Origin of the sequence: Vibrio sp. MED222 (assembly GCF_000153005.1) — a bacterium.
Lineage (GTDB): Bacteria > Pseudomonadota > Gammaproteobacteria > Enterobacterales > Vibrionaceae > Vibrio > Vibrio tasmaniensis_A.
This window is the reverse complement of the sequence record NZ_CH902612.1, coordinates 64,371-81,182: the sequence shown is the minus strand read 5'-3', so window position 1 is coordinate 81,182 and position 16,812 is coordinate 64,371. Positions and strand designations below refer to the sequence as shown.

The 16,812-nt window shown below is 44.6% G+C and carries 17 protein-coding genes and 1 other annotated feature; of the genes, 6 read left to right on the top strand and 11 right to left on the bottom strand.

Features of this window, described 5'->3' with window-relative positions:
• Nucleotides 1-85 precede the first annotated feature (85 nt).
• Both MED222_RS01435 and MED222_RS01440 read left to right on the top strand, forming a co-directional pair.
• Nucleotides 86-940: an NAD(P)H-binding protein gene (locus MED222_RS01435; protein WP_009848793.1), complete on the top strand. Its 855-nt coding sequence runs from the start codon at nt 86-88 to the stop codon at nt 938-940.
• Nucleotides 933-1,610, top strand: coding sequence for a YdcF family protein (locus MED222_RS01440; RefSeq protein WP_009848794.1), 678 nt, complete (start codon nt 933-935; stop codon nt 1,608-1,610). The genes MED222_RS01435 and MED222_RS01440 overlap by 8 nt, the downstream gene beginning before the upstream one ends.
• A 143-nt stretch (nt 1,611-1,753) precedes the next feature.
• Here the strand turns inward: MED222_RS01440 and MED222_RS01445 are convergent, their stop codons facing one another.
• Complete coding sequence (locus MED222_RS01445; protein ID WP_009848795.1) at nt 1,754-2,332, bottom strand: thymidine kinase; 579 nt, start codon at nt 2,330-2,332, stop codon at nt 1,754-1,756.
• Between the two features lie 97 nt (nt 2,333-2,429).
• Complete coding sequence (gene cysS, locus MED222_RS01450) at nt 2,430-3,815, bottom strand: cysteine--tRNA ligase (RefSeq protein WP_009848796.1); 1,386 nt, start codon at nt 3,813-3,815, stop codon at nt 2,430-2,432.
• Between the two features lie 190 nt (nt 3,816-4,005).
• Between cysS and MED222_RS01455 the strand changes: the two genes are divergently transcribed.
• The 4 genes from MED222_RS01455 to MED222_RS01470 all read left to right on the top strand — a co-directional run bounded on the left by MED222_RS01455 (nt 4,006) and on the right by MED222_RS01470 (nt 7,294).
• A complete protein-coding gene (locus MED222_RS01455) occupies nt 4,006-4,500 on the top strand; it encodes a peptidylprolyl isomerase (RefSeq protein WP_004734582.1) in 495 nt (164 codons plus the stop codon).
• Between the two features lie 84 nt (nt 4,501-4,584).
• On the top strand, nt 4,585-5,319 hold the full coding sequence (gene lpxH / locus MED222_RS01460; RefSeq protein ID WP_009848797.1) for a UDP-2,3-diacylglucosamine diphosphatase: 735 nt from the start codon (nt 4,585-4,587) through the stop codon (nt 5,317-5,319).
• 123 nt (nt 5,320-5,442) lie between these two features.
• Nucleotides 5,443-6,660 (top strand): EAL and HDOD domain-containing protein, encoded by a 1,218-nt coding sequence (locus tag MED222_RS01465; RefSeq protein WP_009848798.1) that lies wholly within the window; start codon nt 5,443-5,445, stop codon nt 6,658-6,660.
• Nucleotides 6,661-6,778: 118 nt separating this feature from the next.
• Nucleotides 6,779-7,294 (top strand): YchJ family protein, encoded by a 516-nt coding sequence (locus tag MED222_RS01470; RefSeq protein ID WP_009848799.1) that lies wholly within the window; start codon nt 6,779-6,781, stop codon nt 7,292-7,294.
• 225 nt (nt 7,295-7,519) lie between these two features.
• Here MED222_RS01470 and hisIE read toward each other — a convergent pair whose 3' ends face one another.
• From hisIE to MED222_RS01515, 9 genes are all read right to left on the bottom strand, one after another.
• Nucleotides 7,520-8,170, bottom strand: coding sequence for a bifunctional phosphoribosyl-AMP cyclohydrolase/phosphoribosyl-ATP diphosphatase HisIE (gene hisIE / locus MED222_RS01475; RefSeq protein WP_009848800.1), 651 nt, complete (start codon nt 8,168-8,170; stop codon nt 7,520-7,522).
• Entirely contained in the window at nt 8,167-8,940 is a 774-nt protein-coding gene (gene hisF, locus MED222_RS01480) for an imidazole glycerol phosphate synthase subunit HisF (RefSeq protein ID WP_004734577.1), read from the bottom strand. The genes hisIE and hisF overlap by 4 nt, the downstream gene beginning before the upstream one ends.
• Entirely contained in the window at nt 8,922-9,659 is a 738-nt protein-coding gene (gene hisA / locus MED222_RS01485) for a 1-(5-phosphoribosyl)-5-[(5-phosphoribosylamino)methylideneamino]imidazole-4-carboxamide isomerase (RefSeq protein WP_009848801.1), read from the bottom strand. The genes hisF and hisA overlap by 19 nt, the downstream gene beginning before the upstream one ends.
• Nucleotides 9,660-9,702: 43 nt before the next feature.
• Entirely contained in the window at nt 9,703-10,317 is a 615-nt protein-coding gene (gene hisH / locus MED222_RS01490; RefSeq protein ID WP_009848802.1) for an imidazole glycerol phosphate synthase subunit HisH, read from the bottom strand.
• 24 nt (nt 10,318-10,341) lie between these two features.
• Nucleotides 10,342-11,430: a bifunctional histidinol-phosphatase/imidazoleglycerol-phosphate dehydratase HisB gene (gene hisB, locus MED222_RS01495; protein ID WP_009848803.1), complete on the bottom strand. Its 1,089-nt coding sequence runs from the start codon at nt 11,428-11,430 to the stop codon at nt 10,342-10,344.
• A gap of 130 nt (nt 11,431-11,560) precedes the next feature.
• Entirely contained in the window at nt 11,561-12,601 is a 1,041-nt protein-coding gene (gene hisC, locus MED222_RS01500; RefSeq protein WP_009848804.1) for a histidinol-phosphate transaminase, read from the bottom strand.
• A 9-nt stretch (nt 12,602-12,610) separates the two neighbouring features.
• Nucleotides 12,611-13,930 carry a histidinol dehydrogenase gene (gene hisD, locus MED222_RS01505; RefSeq protein WP_017098157.1) on the bottom strand — a complete coding sequence of 440 codons (1,320 nt, stop codon included), beginning with the start codon at nt 13,928-13,930 and terminating at the stop codon, nt 12,611-12,613.
• Entirely contained in the window at nt 13,930-14,826 is an 897-nt protein-coding gene (hisG, locus tag MED222_RS01510; RefSeq protein ID WP_009848806.1) for an ATP phosphoribosyltransferase, read from the bottom strand. Before hisG ends, hisD begins: the two co-directional genes overlap by 1 nt.
• Before the next feature lie 53 nt (nt 14,827-14,879).
• Nucleotides 14,880-15,015 (bottom strand) — a sequence feature (His leader region).
• Nucleotides 15,016-15,204: 189 nt separating this feature from the next.
• A complete protein-coding gene (locus MED222_RS01515) occupies nt 15,205-16,797 on the bottom strand; it encodes a Na+/H+ antiporter NhaC family protein (protein WP_029223134.1) in 1,593 nt (530 codons plus the stop codon).
• Between the last annotated feature and the right edge of the window lie 15 nt (nt 16,798-16,812).

Sequence of the window (16,812 nt, the reverse complement as noted above, 5' to 3'; positions counted from 1 at the left end):
CGCTTCGGCCGTGGAGTTTTTTCATTTTTGACCAAAGGTTTGTTAGGCTTATTGTAAATTCGTCATTTGCAGTTGTGAGGAACACATGGCTTCTATATTTATTGTTGGTGCAGGATGGGTCGGTGCACCTTTATCTGAACATTTAGAAAAACATGGTAACCAAGTTGTGGTCACGAAAACGACCCAAGCAGGTGCAGACGCTGTTGGGAACAAACGAGTTCCATGTGAAGTGTTTAGTTTTGACTCATCAAAGCCAGATGAGACTATCGGCGAACTCTATTCGTTGTTACTCGAAAACAACACTGAGATAGTGATTGGTAGCTTTCCTCCAGGCTTTAGAAAGGGAGCAGGACAAGAGTACGCCGACTACTGGCAACAACTGACCAGGGCTTGCCAGAAGGCTAACGTGAAAAAGCTCATTATGGTCAGTTCGACGACGGTATACCCAACCAAGCCCGGAGTTCTGTACGAGCAAGACGCCTCACTCACTCTTTCTACCTCAGAAAACGAGCAAGCATCCGCATTTTCGGACAATGCACGCGTGATGCTGAAAGCTGAACAGTCAGTGATTGATTCTGGCATCGACTACACCATTCTTCGCTTTAGTGGATTGATTGGTCCGAACCGTCACCCATCGAGGTTTGCAAGTAAATTGAAGCAAGTGAGCACTCAAGCTCCTGCCAACATGCTTCACCTTAACGACGCGATTGGCGCAGTCGATTTCGCCATCAATCAACTGCACAATGAAATCGTAAATGTCACCACACCAAATACAGTGAGCAAGGCAGAGTTCTACGCAGCAGCATTAAAAAGTGCCAATAGCAGCGAGCCACTCCCTCCTATTGTCGATACCCCAGACAAGCTGATCTCTTCTAAAAAGATCCTCGGTTTAGGTTACTCGTTTAAATTCGATTCCACATTGGACGCTCTTTATGACTAAGCAATCCATAGCTAAGCAACCTGTAACAAAGAACTCAAAGGGTAAGCTATATCACTCGATCGACACCCTTTGGAACTTCATGTCGATGGGTCATGACATCACGCCTTCAGATTGTATATTTGTGTTGTGCAGTAACGATACTCGCGTTGCTGAATATGCAGCCGAGCTTTATCACCAAAAGATAGCGCCATACATCGTTTTTTCTGGTGGTATGGGACGTTTTACAGAAGGAAGCTTTGAACGTTCAGAAGCAGAAACATTCGCTTCTATCGCACGAGACAGTGGTGTGCCTGACTTAGACATTATCATTGAGAAGCACGCGACAAACACTGGGGAAAATGTACGGTTTACCTACGAGCTACTGGCTCAGCGAGGATTATCACCGAAACGGCTGACCCTAGTTCAGAAGCCCTTTATGGAGAAACGCACTTACGCAACGTTCTGTAAGCAATGGCCTGACGAAACTTCCGAGATAACAGTGACATCACGATGGCAGAATTGGGATGATTACTTTAACGAAGAGTTGCCGTTAGACATGGTGTTAGGTGCATTGATTGCTGATTATGAGCGAATCAAATCCTACCCCGCTCAGGGCTTTCAAATTGAGATGCCGATCCCCGACGACGTTGACCATGCCTATCAAGCATTAAAGAGGCTCGGTTTCGAATAAAGCAAAAGATCGACTAAGAATAAAATAGAAGCTCGGCTTGGAATAAAACAAAAGCTCGGCTCAATAAACAAAAACGGTGACACTAGGTCACCGTTTTCTAATTTGAACGCTATTGGTTTTAGCAATGCCGACTTGTAGGCTGCTTATTTACCTAACGCTTCTTTATAATGTAAACGGCAAGCCGAAACATATTGGTCATTGCCACCAATAGCGACTTGGTCACCTTCAGCAATTGCCACACCGTGCTCATCTGTACGAATTACCATATTGGCCTTACGGCCACAGTGGCAAATTGTTTTAAGTTCTACTAATTTGTCAGCCCAAGACAACAAGTAGCGGCTACCTTCAAACAGTTCACCCAAGAAGTCAGTGCGCAAACCGTAACAAAGTACAGGGATGTGCAGCTTATCAACCACTTCTGTTAGTTGGTAAACCTGCTCTTTCGACAAAAACTGACACTCATCGATCAATACACAATGACGCTTTTCTTCTTCGTTGAGTTTTTGAATTGCCTCAAACATATTGGTGTCGTTTTTAAACAATTGAGCTTCAGATTGAAGACCAATTCGTGAACTCACTTTACCGATACCATAGCGATCATCTAATGCAGCCGTAAAGATCACTGGTGTCATACCACGTTCTTGGTAGTTGAATGAAGATTGAAGAAGCGTTGTTGATTTACCCGCGTTCATTGCCGAGTAATAAAAATACATCTGAGCCACAGAAATATTCCTGTTAATTAAAAGTTGAAGATAAAAAGGTGAAATTAGAGAATTTTTGCTAGAAAAAAGGGCTGAAAATCAGCCCTTTTTATAAGATTTACTTACGACGCCAAGTCGTACCTTCTGGACCATCTTCCAGAACAATACCTAGCTCGTTCAGCTTATCACGTGCAAGATCGGCATTTGCCCAATCCTTCGAAGCGCGAGAGTCATTACGTAGCTTAATTAGGCCTTCGATTTCAGCGACTTCGTCATCGTTACCTGCTGCATCGCCTTGCAAGAAAGCTTCTGGATCTTGGTGAAGAATACCGATGATGTCTGCCAGTTCACGCATCAACGCACCTAGTGCACTTGCTTTTTCTATGCTTTCAGTCTTGATACGGTTGATTTCACGAGCCATTTCAAACAGCACTGAATAAGCTTCAGGTGTGTTGAAATCATCGTTCATCGCTGTAGAGAAACGAGTCACATACTCTTCACCACCAGCAGGGGCTGCGGTAACGTCTAGACCACGAAGTGATGTATAGAGACGTTCAAGTGATGCACGAGCCTGATTTAGGTTATCTTCGCTGTAGTTTAGTTGGCTACGGTAGTGACCAGACATTAGGAAGTAACGAACTGTCTCTGCATCGTAATGCTGAAGTACGTCACGGATAGTGAAAAAGTTACCCAGTGACTTAGACATTTTTTCTCTGTCTACCATCACCATGCCACTGTGCATCCAAGTATTCACATACTGGGTTCCATGTGCACAGCAAGATTGTGCGATTTCGTTCTCGTGGTGCGGGAACTGTAGATCCGAACCACCACCATGAATATCGAAGTGATTGCCAAGAATAGACGAGTTCATTGCTGAACATTCGATGTGCCAACCTGGACGACCTGGCCCCCATGGCGATTCCCACGTCGGCTCACCAGGCTTAGACATCTTCCAAAGAACAAAGTCTAACGGGCTACGTTTTGCAGAATCGATGTCAACACGGGCACCAGCTTGAAGCTGCTCAAGATCTTGCTTAGAAAGCTTACCGTATTCGTCAAACTTCTTAACTTCGAACATCACGTCACCGTTGCTTGCAACGTAAGCAAAGCCACGTTGAATTAGCTTTTCTACTAACTCAATGATCTCTGTGATGAATTCAGTCGCACGAGGCTCGACATCTGGGCGTTTCATGTTCAATGCATCGAAGTCCGCGTGCATTTCACCGATCAGACGCTCAGTCAGAGAGTCACAAGACTCGCCGTTTTCATTAGCGCGCTTGATGATTTTGTCATCGATATCAGTGATATTACGAACGAAATTCAAATCGTAACCAAGGTAACGCAGGTAACGAGTTACCACGTCAAATGAAACGAACGTACGGCCATGACCAATATGACAGAGATCGTATATGGTTACCCCACAGACATACATACCGACTTTGCCAGCTGTAATTGGTTTGAATTCCTCTTTCTGTCTTGTGAGCGTGTTATATATCTTCAGCATGATCTCTATCTATTTTATGGATTAATCAAAAATAAGATCGCAGTATAACAAGTCATACCTTAATAGGTAATCCCCCAAAGCAGGAATTACCTCAAACATCCGAGTTAAGTTAATGATTTGGTGATTTGAAAGTCCGCCAACATGCGCTAGAATTCGAACTTCATATTAAAAAGACAGTAAGGTAACAATCATGATCATCCTTCACACAAATTTTGGTGACATCAAAGTTCAACTTAACGAAGAAAAAGCACCAGAAACAAGCGCAAACTTCCTACAGTATTGCCGTGACGGTTTTTACGACAACACGCTATTCCACCGTGTTATCGATGGTTTCATGGTTCAAGGCGGCGGCATGACTTCTGGCCTTAAAGAAAAAACAACTCGCGCGACTATCAAGAACGAAGCAAACAACGGCCTAGCGAACAAAGTGGGTACGCTAGCAATGGCTCGTACTATGGAACCGCATTCAGCGAGCTCTCAGTTCTTCATCAACGTTAACGACAACTCTTTCCTAAACTTCCGTAGCGAAAGCCTAGACGGTTGGGGCTACTGTGTATTCGCAGAAGTTGTTGAAGGCATGGACATCGTAAACAAGATCAAAGGTGTTAGCACTGGTTCTATGGGTATGCACCAAGACGTACCTCTAGAAGAAGTGATCATCACTGGTACTACAATCGAAGCTTAATCACTTGCTTTCGGTTAGTATTAATAATTGATGAGCCGATAAAATCAGGATATAGGGAGCGAATCGCTCCCTTTTTTTAGACCTATGAAAACATATTTTATATCAGATCTACACCTTGCTCCGTCACGACAAGACATCACAGACTGCTTCTTAACCTTCATGAAGAACGAGGCCGTAGAAGCGGATGCACTCTACGTGTTGGGTGATCTTTTCGAATTCTGGATTGGTGACGACGATACAAGCGAGTTCGCGAATTCAATTCGCCAAACGTTTATAGACTTAGTTAACACTGGCGTACCTTGCTATTTCACACAAGGCAATCGGGACTTTTTAGTTGGCAAAAAATTTGCGAAACAAACAGGCGTAAAGCTTCTAGATGAAGTTTCTACTATCGATATCTACGGACAAAAAGCAGTGGTATTGCATGGTGATACTCTGTGTACCGAAGATATAAAGTACCTCGCCTTTCGTGAAAAAGTGCATCAGCCCTGGTTACAATGGGTCTTTAATAGAATTCCATTTTTTATCAAAAAGAAAATTGTCTCCAAGGTTCAGTCTGATATCAAAGATGATAAGCAGACAAAGTCACTCGACATCATGGATGTAACACAGCAAGAAGTCGAAAATGTGATGAAACAACACAACGTCGATTTGATGATCCACGGTCATACTCACCGTCCAAACATACACTCCTATAGTGCTAGTAATTGCACTAAAACCCGTATCGTATTGGGTGATTGGTATACCCAAGGATCAGTTCTGGTGTTCACTCCGCAAAGTTTTGAACTACAGAATCGCGAGTTTAGCAATCGCTTTTAGCATCACGCTTAAACTTTCACTTTTATTATTATCATCGGTCAGATTTTCTTCACTTGTATATGGTAATTTCTCCTGAATTAGCTATTATTTGTCTATCAAAAATAAACCGAACACAGTACCAAGTTGAAATATTCATACGTAGCGCGTCAACCAATACTCGATGCAGACAAGAAGACCATAGGTTACGAGTTGCTATTTAGGGATGGTCCTAAGAACACTTTCCCTGAAGTAGAGCCGGAGCTCGCTACTAGCCGTTTGCTTTCCGACCACTTCTTATCTACCCACTATAATACATTGGGCGATAAGCTTGGATTCGTTAATTTTCCATATGCAAGCTTGGTTAACCTAGTCCCGACTCTATTTCCGAAAGAGAGCTTAGTTGTCGAGGTACTGGAAGACTGTGAGCCAACAGACGAACTGCTAGAAGCCATCATCACAATTTATGATGCGGGTTACACGATCGCGTTAGATGACTTTGTGCCTAGCAAAGCATGGAAACGCTTCTTACCTTACGTATCAATTATCAAATTCGACATACGTTTGATCTCAATCGCTAAAGCTGCGATGTTCATGAACACTCTGAAAGACTTGAATATCGAGTTTCTAGCGGAGAAAGTAGAAACTCACGAAGAATACCAAGAAGCAATCCAAGCCGGGTTTAACTACTTTCAAGGCTACTTTTTCAGTAAGCCGGAGATGATCCAAACTCGCGCATTAAACCCTGCTTTTTTAACCATTGTTCAACTGTTGAAAGAGATTGCCAACGATCCTATCAACTTTGCCGAAGTAGAGCGTTTGATTACCCTTGATATGACTATGTCGTATAAGCTGCTCTCTTACGTAAACTCCGCTGGTGGCTCATCAACACCGATTCGTTCATTCCACCAAGCGCTTGTTTATCTTGGTGAACAAAAACTACGTAAGCTAGTGTCACTGGTTGCTATCGCATCCGCGAAAGAAGATAAACCAGACTCACTTTATGGTTTAGCCGTGATACGCGCGCGCCAATGTGAACTGTTGGTCGAGAAAATGAACGTTAAGGTTGAGCCCGGGCAAGCCTTTTTAACTGGCATGTTCTCGCTGCTCGACTCCCTATTCGATCTGCCGTTAGTAAAAGTACTGGACTCGGTGCCGATCGATGATGAGATTAAACAAGCCTTGATTGAGCGCAAGGGTATATTAGGTGCCATTTTGGCGATGGTCATAGCTTATGAACAAGCTCGCTGGGATGAAGCAACGCGCATTCGTAAACTGCTCAAACTCAACGAAGCAGAGCTAGGTCAAGCTTATGACGAAGCAACCTCTTGGGCCCAAGACCTGCTGTCTCCTACTTTGAAATAGTTCACGTCACACAGCAACTTCAATCGAAACTCAGCTTTGGTGAGCAGTCGTTTCTTGATAAACTCCAACACATTCATTTATGGCCTCTTAACAGAGGCCATTTTTACAGGATTTGACTATGTCTTTATGCCCATGCGGTAGCAAAAATACTTACCAACAGTGCTGTGAATCAGCGCACCTTCACCACAGTGCTGTTGAAACGCCTGAACAGTTGATGCGCTCACGTTATTCAGCGCACGTGTTGGGTTTGGTTGACTATGTTGTTGCGACTTACCACCCTAGCTGCAACGCAGAAGCGCAAAGAGAAGGTATTGCCGAATCTATCGACAGTGATTGGGCAGGCCTAGAAGTCATCGATACTGAGGCAGGCTCACACCAAGACGAAGGCTTTGTTGAGTTTAAAGCTTACTTCAATGAAGAAGGCGCACAATACTGCATGCAAGAGCGCTCGCGCTTTATACGTAAAGACGACTTGTGGTACTACATTGATGGCACTTTCCCCGAGCAAGGAAATGAGCAAGAAGAACCTGAAATTGACCCACGCTTAAACCAAACGGTTGAAAGCTTCAAGATCGGCCGTAATGACCCGTGCATTTGTGGTAGTGGGAAGAAATATAAAAAGTGCTGCGGGTAAGTCAGAAAATTAAAATGTTTGATTAAGTAAAGAAATTCCTGATGTCGCTTAGGCTCCTTGGAATGACGTAAAGTCAGAGTTTAAAAAAGTGACGCAGGGCTTAGAGATCTTGAAATCTTGAAATCTTGAAATCTTGAAAATTAAAAAGCTAAAAAGCCCCGTAAATATAATTGTTTACGGGGCTTTTATCTATCTGCTACGTGGTTCGATTAATCTAAACAGAGCTTACTTGTGACGTTCTTTTAGCTTGTTGACCACATCGTTCATCGACAAGCCTTGGTCTTGAAGAAGAACCATCAAGTGGTAAATCAAATCTGCTGATTCACACACTAATTCCGCCTTATCGCCCGACGTCGCCGCAAGCGCGACTTCAACGCCTTCTTCGCCCACTTTTTGCGAAATACGCTTGGTGCCACGGGCATATAGACTGGCAGTATAAGAAGACTCAGGGTCTGCGTCCTTGCGGGCAGCCAGTAGCTGCTCAAGCTGATGAAGCCACACCATCTGAGACTCTTCTTGTTTGTCTCCATCCCAACACGTTGTTGTACCTGTGTGGCACGTTGGGCCAATGGGATTAACTTTAACCAGTAAGGTGTCGCTGTCACAGTCCAAGGCGATGTTTTGCAGTTGTAATACGTTGCCTGACGTTTCACCTTTCGTCCAAAGACGCTCTTTGGTGCGAGAGAAAAACGTCACATTGCCAGTTTCACCCGTTTTCTCAAGTGCTGCAGGGTTCATGTATCCCATCATTAGCACTTGGCTCGATTGGTAATCTTGAACAATAGCTGGCACTAAGCCATCGACTTTTTCCCAGTTAATACGCTCTGACAATGCGCCTACTTCTGTTTTTGATAAGCTTGCGGTTTCAAAACTCATAGTCGCACCTCTACATCTTGTTGTTTCAAATACTGTTTAAGTTCACCAATATTGATGACTTGCTTGTGGAATACCGAAGCCGCAAGTGCTCCGTCCACGTTGGTTTTTTTATAGGCTTCAGCAAAGTGCTCCATCGCACCTGCGCCACCTGATGCAATCAGGGGTACATTACACACTGAACGTACCATATTTAACTGGTCGATATCATAGCCGTTGCGAACGCCATCTTGGTTCATCATGTTTAACACGATCTCACCGGCGCCACGCTTCTGTACTTCCTGCACCCAATCTTTGGTTTCCCACTTGGTTGCTTTGGTACGCGCTTCATCGCCTGTGAATTGGTAAACCTGATATTTACCCGTCTCTTTATCGAAGTATGAATCGATACCGACAACGATACACTGTACGCCGAACTTATCAGCTAGGTCAGTGATTAGCTGTGGGTTAGCCAATGCAGGCGAGTTGATGGATACTTTATCTGCACCAAACTCAAGAATGCGTGCTGCATCTTCCGCAGACTTAATACCACCAGCCACACAGAAAGGAATATCAATCACTTCTGCTACACGTTTCACCCAGCTTTTATCGACCACACGGCCATCACTTGATGCGGTGATGTCATAAAATACTAATTCATCAGCGCCCTCTTCTGCGTAGCGTTGTGCTAGCGGAACGATGTCACCAATAATTTCGTGATTACGGAATTGAACGCCCTTAACCACTTGTCCATCACGGACATCCAAACAAGGGATTATTCGCTTTGCCAACATGCAAATGCCTCCTCTGTGGTGAACTTGCCATCAAGCAGTGCACGACCAACAATCACACCCGCAACGCCGCTGCCTTTAAGTGCTTCGATATCAGCTAGGCTGCCAATGCCACCCGATGATTGGAATTGTACTTGTGGGTACTGCTTACAAAGATCAACATAGAGCTCTACGTTTGATCCTTCTAGCGTGCCATCACGTGAAATATCGGTACACAGAACGTGTTTAAGGCCAACCGTGAGGTAGTCTTCAACCAGCGCTTCAATGGTCACACCTGAATCTTCTTGCCAACCTGAAATCGCGACTTTACGTGTGCCGCTTTCGTCAATATTGATGTCCAGAGCCAGCACGATTTTTTCCGCACCGTACTTCTCCATCCAACCTTTAACCAACTCAGGTTGCTTAACTGCCGTAGAACCAACCACAACGCGCTGTGCGCCAGCTTCTAGTAGATCAACGACATCTTGTTCGTTACGCACGCCACCACCAATCTGGATGTTCGCAGGCGTGCTAGCAAGGAGCTTAGCAATCAAGTCTAACTGACGAGCCGTTGTGTCTTTTGCACCCGTTAAGTCAACAAGGTGAAGCCAACCTGCGCCAGCTTGGTGGTACAAGTTAAACTGCTCAGCTGGGTCTACTTTGTATTCTGTTACTTGCCCGTAGTCTCCTTGGAATAAGCGAACTACTTGACCTTCAATTAAATCTAACGCGGGAATAATCATTTACATTCCTTATAGGGCAACGTTAGCCGCTGCCTAATCCTTATTACAATTCCAAGAAATTCTGAATCAGCTTAGAGCCAGCTTTCGAAGATCGCTCTGGGTGGAACTGAACACCATAATAGTTGCCACTTTGCACTGCGGCTGTGAACGGATTACCGTAATCACATTGTGCGATTGTGTAGTCACCCACCGGCATTGCGAAGCTGTGAACAAAATAGAAGTATTCACCTTCTTCAATGTCTTTAAATAGAGGGTGATTAGGTGTCGCGGTTACTGTGTTCCAGCCCATGTGTGGTAAAGGCAAGTCGCCCGTTTGAAGTAAACGAACTTCACCGTCACACAAACCTAGGCATTCAACTAACTCGTCAGCCTTTTGGCCTTTCTCTTGAGACAATTTGCCTAACAGCTGCATACCTAAACAAATACCTAGCAAAGGCTTCTCTACTTGCTTCACAAGAGAAACAAGGTCGCGCTCTTGCAAGTTCTTCATTGCCTCACTTGCTGTGCCTACACCCGGTAGGAACAGCTTGTCCGCAGCAAGAACAACTTCTGGTTCTTTTGAAATTTCAACTGCGTAGCCTAGACGTTCAATCGCAAACTTCACCGAGGAAACATTGGCACAACCAGTATCAATAATAACGACTTTTTGATCTTTCATTGTTTTTCCTTGCTAACGTTAGCCTTACAGAACGCCTTTGCTGCTTGGTAACTCGTTACCTTCAACTTTGATTGCTTGGCGAAGAGTACGGCCAAACGCTTTGAATAGGCTCTCAATGATGTGGTGATCATTATTACCGTCAGAAGAAAGGTGTAGCGTACAAGCCAATGTATCGGTTAGAGAACGGAAGAAGTGAACCACCATCTCTGTTGAAAGGTCACCCACTTGCTCGCGGCTGAATTTAGCATCGAACTTCAGGTATGGACGGCCAGAAAGGTCTAGCGCACACTGAGCCAAACACTCATCCATTGGTAGGCTGAAACCAAAGCGGCCAATACCACGTTTATCGCCTAATGCATCTTTCAATGCTTGGCCTAAAGCAAGAGCGGTATCTTCTACTGTGTGGTGATCATCAATGTGTAGATCGCCCTTCACAGTCAGGTTCATTTGGAAACCGCCGTGTGTCGCGATTTGATCAAGCATGTGATCGAAGAACCCCATGCCAGTATCGATCTTGTTGCCACCGGTTTCATCAAGGTTTACTGCCACCTTGATGTCCGTTTCTTTAGTGGTACGAACCACTTCAGCAATGCGCGCATTAACCGTCAGATCTTTAACGATTTGTGGCCAGTTAAGCGTGCCTTCAGCTTGCGCATCTGGTCCGTATTGGATACCACGAATTGCCATGTTCTCAGCAAGTTGAAGATCCGTCATTCGATCACCAATCACGACTGACTTTTGGAAGTCAACTTTACCGCCCTGTAGGTATTCTTTAACCATACCCAGCTTAGGCTTGCGGCAAGAGCAATTGTCTTCATCAAAGTGAGGGCAGATTAGAACATCATCAAACTTAACGCCCTGAGACTCAAAGAACTCCATCATCATATTGTGTGGAGCATCGAACTCTTCTTGCGGGTAGCTATCTGTACCTAGACCATCTTGGTTAGTCACCATCACTAAGCGATAACCCGCATCTTGCAGTGCAAGTAGGCTAGGAATCACTAACGGTTCGAATTTTAGTTTGTCTAAACGGTCTACTTGAAAGTCAACTGGCGGCTCAACAATTAAGGTGCCGTCACGGTCTATAAAAAGTATTTTCTGTTGTTTACTCACTTGAACTTCCTTTTAATTTTAAATCTGCTGGCCTAGCTAAAATCAACGCTAACCCAAAATATTGGTTTCATTTGCCAGCCGATTATTAATCCACTAAAACTGGCAAATGTTATTACTGGTAAGCCTTTCGTTACTGATAAAAGTTACGAATGAATCCAAGTGTCTTTTCGCACTCTTCGCGATTACCAATACTAATACGAACACAGTCTTCAATTGGTGAATTACGCAAAATGATGCCCGTATCCCAAGCCGCTTTAAATAACTCATCGCCGTTCGGGAATTTAACCAGTAGGTAGTTACCCCAACCATCAAACACCGTCACTTGAGGCATACCTAGTAAACCGGCTTGTAAATACGCTCGGTTAGCACTTAAATCCAGAACTTGGAACTTAGCACGCGCTAGTCCTTGCTCTGAAAGTGCTTGAACGGCAATGTCAGCAACAGGGATTGGCACTGGATAAGGAGCAATCACTTTTAACAATACATCGATAAGCTCTTTGTTCGCTAGCGTAAAGCCACAACGTAAACCCGCTAAAGCAAATGCTTTCGAGAGAGTTCGAAGAATCGCTAGATTCGGATACTGAGCAAGCAAATCCACCGTTGATGCTTCAGGGCAGAAATCGATATACGCTTCATCCATCACAACAATCGCTTTGTCTTGTGTCATTTCAAGCAGCTTGATGATGTCTTTGCGATCAACCAAATTACCGGTTGGGTTATTTGGACTACAAACAAAGACCACTTTTACGTTGTCAAGTTGAGCTTCAATAGCAGGAAGATCCAATTGCCATTCAGAAGTCAGAGGCACCACTTTACGCTCAACACCAATCGTCTCTGCACTGATTGCGTACATACCGTAAGTGGGTGGGCAGTAAAGAATAGCGTCTTCGTTCGGCTCACAGAAAGCACGAATCAGTAGTTCAATGCCTTCGTCAGCACCACGAGTAGTCAACGTTTGCTCTGGTGCAACACCCGCATATTGAGCGTAAGCATCGATTAGCTCTTTAGGCTGACACTCGCTGTAGCGATTAAGTCGAGTCAGATTTAAGGTGTACTCGTTATCAAACGGAGATTCGTTGGCGTTCAACCATACATCTCCGCTGCCACCAATGCGTCTTGCAGACAAGTAAGGTGTTAGAGCCTGAACTTGTTTTCTTGCTAACTTTTCCATGCCCTACCCTTATTTCGCTTTATTTAGCTGTTCAAATCGATTTAATTTTTCAACTCGGATGGTCACCGCACGTTTGTGTGCGTCCAAACCTTCGGCTTCCGCCATTGTGACTACCGTTGGCGCTAGGCCTTGTAAGCCATCAGCTGTTAACTCTTGTACCGTCATACGCTTAGAGAAATCCGCCAAACCTAGGCTTGAATAAGTCTTGGTATAGCCGTAAGTCGGAAGAACGTGGTTTGTGCCTGATGCGTAGTCACCTGCAGATTCTGGAGACCAGTCACCCAAGAAGATTGAACCTGCATTATCTAGTAATGGCAGCAGTTCACGTGGACTCTTGGTCTGAACAATCAAGTGTTCCGGGCCATAGAAATTCGAAATCGCAATCGCTTGAGTGATCGATTCAGCAATGATGATTAGACTTGAAGCCAATGCTTGCTGAGCGATGTTCGCACGAGACAGCTCTTTCAGTTGCTTCTGAACTGCATCGGTTACTTGGTCGGCAATAACTGGTGATGGTGTTACTAATACAACCTGTGAATCTGGCCCGTGTTCAGCTTGGCTCAGTAGATCAGCAGCAATGAAGTCAGCATCCGCAGTTTCGTCTGCAATCACTAACACTTCAGACGGGCCAGCAGGCATATCAATCGCAGCGCCACGGAAGTCGTTACTTACTTGGCGTTTAGCTTCCGTTACGTAAGCGTTACCTGGGCCGAAGATCTTATCAACCTTAGCAACGCTCTCGGTCCCGTAAGCCATGGCAGCAACGGCTTGACCACCACCAACATTGTAAACCTCATCGATTTTACAAAGATTAGCGACATACAAGATTTCATCCGCGATGGGCGGAGGTGAGCAAAGCACAACCTTACGACAACCCGCAATTTGAGCAGGTACACCTAACATAAGAACCGTTGACGGAAGTGGCGCACTGCCCCCAGGAATATAAAGTCCAACAGTATTAATCGCGCGCGTCACCTGCTCACACACAACACCAGGCTGTGTTTCAACCTTAATTGGCTGTGGCTTTTGAGCTTCATGAAACTTAGCAATGTTGCTGTAAGCTTGCTCCAACGCTTGCTTCATCTCTGGTGTTAGACGAGCACATGCCTCTTCGATCTCACCCGAACTAACTCGGATAGATTCTGGAGTCACACCATCAAACTTTTCAGTCAGTTCCTTAAGTGCGGCATCGCCTTCATTTCGTACTTTTGCAATAACATCAGAAACAGTCGCTGTGATGTTTGCACCTTCAGTAATAGCTGGACGCTCTAATACCGAGTCTTGCTGTGATTCACTTAAAGATTGCCAAACAACGGTTCTCATCGTCACTACCCCATCATTTTTTCGATTGGTAATACTAGAATCGAGCTTGCACCCAACTCTTTCAGCTGTTCCATAGTTTCCCAGAACAAGTTCTCTGTACTTACGAGGTGAACGGCAACTTTGTCTTTGTCTGTAGATAGAGGAAGAACCGTAGGATCTTCAGCCCCAGGTAGTAGAGCTTTGATTTGCTCTAGCTGAGACGTTGGTGCGTGAAGCATGATGTACTTCGACTCTTTCGCTTGTTGAACACCCTGCATACGAGTCAGTAGTTTTTCAATCAATGCCGTTTTGTCTGCATCGAAATCACCAACACGTTGAATCAGTGTTGCTTTAGATTGGAAGATAGCTTCTGCTTCTTTTAGGCCGTTTGCTTCTAGCGTTGCGCCTGTAGAAACTAAGTCTGCAATAGCGTCTGCTAGACCTGCGCGAGGAGCAACTTCAACCGAACCTGTTAGCATACAAGTGCTGAATTCAACACCCTGCTCATCCATGTAGGCTTTTAGTAGTTGTGGGTAGGTTGTTGCAATACGTTTGCCCGCAAGATCTTGTGGGCCGTTGTAGACTTCATCTTTGTTGATTGCGATAGAAAGGCGGCAACCACCGAAGTCTAAACGACGTAGTGTGCGAAACTCTGATGGTTCTTTTAGAGCAACACGGTCTAGTCGAACTTCTTCTAGTTCATTTTCACCGATGAAACCAAGGTCAACCACACCATCCATGATAAGACCTGGGATGTCATCATCACGAACGAGTAACAAGTCGATTGGCATATTTAGTGAATGAACAACTAAGCGCTCACCCATGATGTTAAATTTCACACCACATTTTTTAAGTAGATCTTGGCACTCTTTACTTAAGCGACCTTTCTTTTGAATTGCGATTCTTAGGCGTTGTGTCTGCATTGCTGTATCCCTGTGCAAATATTTGAATTTATTGATTATTTAAAAGTGCTAAAACTAAAAAACCCTCGGAAGACTTTGTCGTCCCGAGGGTTTAAATCTAAATTCTTTGACTTAACCTCCGGGAGAATTCTTGCTCCCGGGTATACGTAAATCTCCCCGAAAGACTAGATAGGGTGATGATGGTGATGAATGTTCATTACTAATTTACGCATACTTATCAGCTCTTAGGTTGTTTGCTGTCTTGTCTCCACACTAACTAAGCTGACACCCTTTTTCAACCATTTATTCGAACTTTTTTCACGAAATTTAAAATTAAATTAACGAACACAAAAAAAGGGAGGCAAACGCCTCCCTTCTCATTATTCAATCAAATGATGATTAGCTTTTACACGTTGCTATCTTGCAACGAGAGAAATAAGCCAATGCAAAACATACCGCAACAAACGTTAGAGACGCTGCGCCAAATGCAATGCCAGTTGATGATGTCATTCCTAGGGTGATAAAACCAATACACGATACGAACGCCACAGACAGCGCATAAGGGAGCTGAGTCGATACGTGGTCAATGTGGTTACAACGCGCACCTGTAGAAGACAGAATCGTTGTATCCGAGATTGGAGAACAGTGATCACCAAATACAGAACCCGCAAGAACCGCACTTAGCATAGGAAGAATTAGCGCGATGTCAGAGGCAGCAGCCATGTCACCCGCAATCGGTAACATGATACCGAACGTACCCCAAGATGTACCTGTCGAGAATGCCATTAGGCCAGCAAGAAGGAACAAGATAACCGGTAGCCAGTGGTAATCGATGTTACCTGTTGCTAGAGAGGATAGGTACGAACCTGTTTTCATGTCGCCAATAACAGAACCAATCGTCCATGCAAATACAAGGATAAGGATAGCGCCAAACATTGAGCTTGCACCAATCCACATTGTTCTTGTGATATCAGCCATAGGCAGTTTCTGTTTGAATACCGTTGCTAGCGCAACGAGTAAACCAATAACACCACCGTAAACCAGAGACTTACCTACATCTGTATTTTCAAATGCACCAAGCAAGTTGAATGCTTGACCATCAGCAGTAAGCGCTTGGCCACCGGTGTAAAGCATTGCTGCAACCGTCGCGACGATTAACGCTACGATTGGCATAACGAGATCAGAAACAGAACCGTTTTCGCTCTCTTGAATATCTAGCTCTTCGTTTAGATCGTGCGCTTGCTTTTGATCATTATCACCTTCAAAACCACGGCCTTGAGAGGCTTCGATCTCATGCTCGCGCATTTTGCCAACATCTAAACCAAACCACGCAACAGCAAACACCATTAATAGCGCGAACACAGCGTAGAAGTTCATTGGGATAAGGCGAACGTAAGCACCCAGTGCAGAATACTCTGTCACACCGTGTGTCACTAAGATGCCACCAATGATAGTGATGATGTAAGCTCCCCAGCTAGAAGCCGGCATGATCACACACATAGGAGCAGCAGTTGAATCTAGGATATAAGCTAGCTTAGCGCGAGATACGTAGAAGCGGTCAGTTACAGGGCGAGAGATGGCACCTACCGCTAAGCTGTTGAAGTAATCATCAACAAAGATGAATACACCTAAAAATGCAGCAAGTAGTTTTGAACCACGTTTGCTCTTAACACGAGACTGTGCCCACTCAGCGAATGCGCGAGTACCGCCAGATAGTGTTAATAATGCCGTTGTCATTCCAAGGATAATTAGGAAAGCAACGATGCTCATGTTCCAAGTGTTAATACCACCATCTTCGATGAAAACACCAGATACTTTAGTAAAGACGTAGCTAGCTGCGTTACCTACTGAGTAGTCAGCAAGTAGAATCGCACCCATGACGATACCGACACCCAAGGAAACTAATACACGGCGGGTAACAATAGCAAGAGTCAAGGCAACCAAGGGAGGAAGCAGCGATAAAGGCGATGTTGCAAAATCTATTAAATTCATGATCTTCAAAAACCA

What these genes read in the sequence shown, in the direction of transcription:
- MED222_RS01435 (WP_009848793.1), top strand. Translation starts at nt 86, where the DNA reads ATGGCTTCTATATTTATTGTTGGTGCAGGATGGGTCGGTGCACCTTTA.
- MED222_RS01440 (WP_009848794.1), top strand. Translation starts at nt 933, where the DNA reads ATGACTAAGCAATCCATAGCTAAGCAACCTGTAACAAAGAACTCAAAG.
- cysS (WP_009848796.1), bottom strand. Translation starts at nt 3,815, where the DNA reads ATGCTGAAGATATATAACACGCTCACAAGACAGAAAGAGGAATTCAAA.
- MED222_RS01455 (WP_004734582.1), top strand. Translation starts at nt 4,006, where the DNA reads ATGATCATCCTTCACACAAATTTTGGTGACATCAAAGTTCAACTTAAC.
- lpxH (WP_009848797.1), top strand. Translation starts at nt 4,585, where the DNA reads ATGAAAACATATTTTATATCAGATCTACACCTTGCTCCGTCACGACAA.
- MED222_RS01470 (WP_009848799.1), top strand. Translation starts at nt 6,779, where the DNA reads ATGTCTTTATGCCCATGCGGTAGCAAAAATACTTACCAACAGTGCTGT.
- hisIE (WP_009848800.1), bottom strand. Translation starts at nt 8,170, where the DNA reads ATGAGTTTTGAAACCGCAAGCTTATCAAAAACAGAAGTAGGCGCATTG.
- hisF (WP_004734577.1), bottom strand. Translation starts at nt 8,940, where the DNA reads ATGTTGGCAAAGCGAATAATCCCTTGTTTGGATGTCCGTGATGGACAA.
- hisA (WP_009848801.1), bottom strand. Translation starts at nt 9,659, where the DNA reads ATGATTATTCCCGCGTTAGATTTAATTGAAGGTCAAGTAGTTCGCTTA.
- hisH (WP_009848802.1), bottom strand. Translation starts at nt 10,317, where the DNA reads ATGAAAGATCAAAAAGTCGTTATTATTGATACTGGTTGTGCCAATGTT.
- hisC (WP_009848804.1), bottom strand. Translation starts at nt 12,601, where the DNA reads ATGGAAAAGTTAGCAAGAAAACAAGTTCAGGCTCTAACACCTTACTTG.
- hisG (WP_009848806.1), bottom strand. Translation starts at nt 14,826, where the DNA reads ATGCAGACACAACGCCTAAGAATCGCAATTCAAAAGAAAGGTCGCTTA.
- MED222_RS01515 (WP_029223134.1), bottom strand. Translation starts at nt 16,797, where the DNA reads ATGAATTTAATAGATTTTGCAACATCGCCTTTATCGCTGCTTCCTCCC.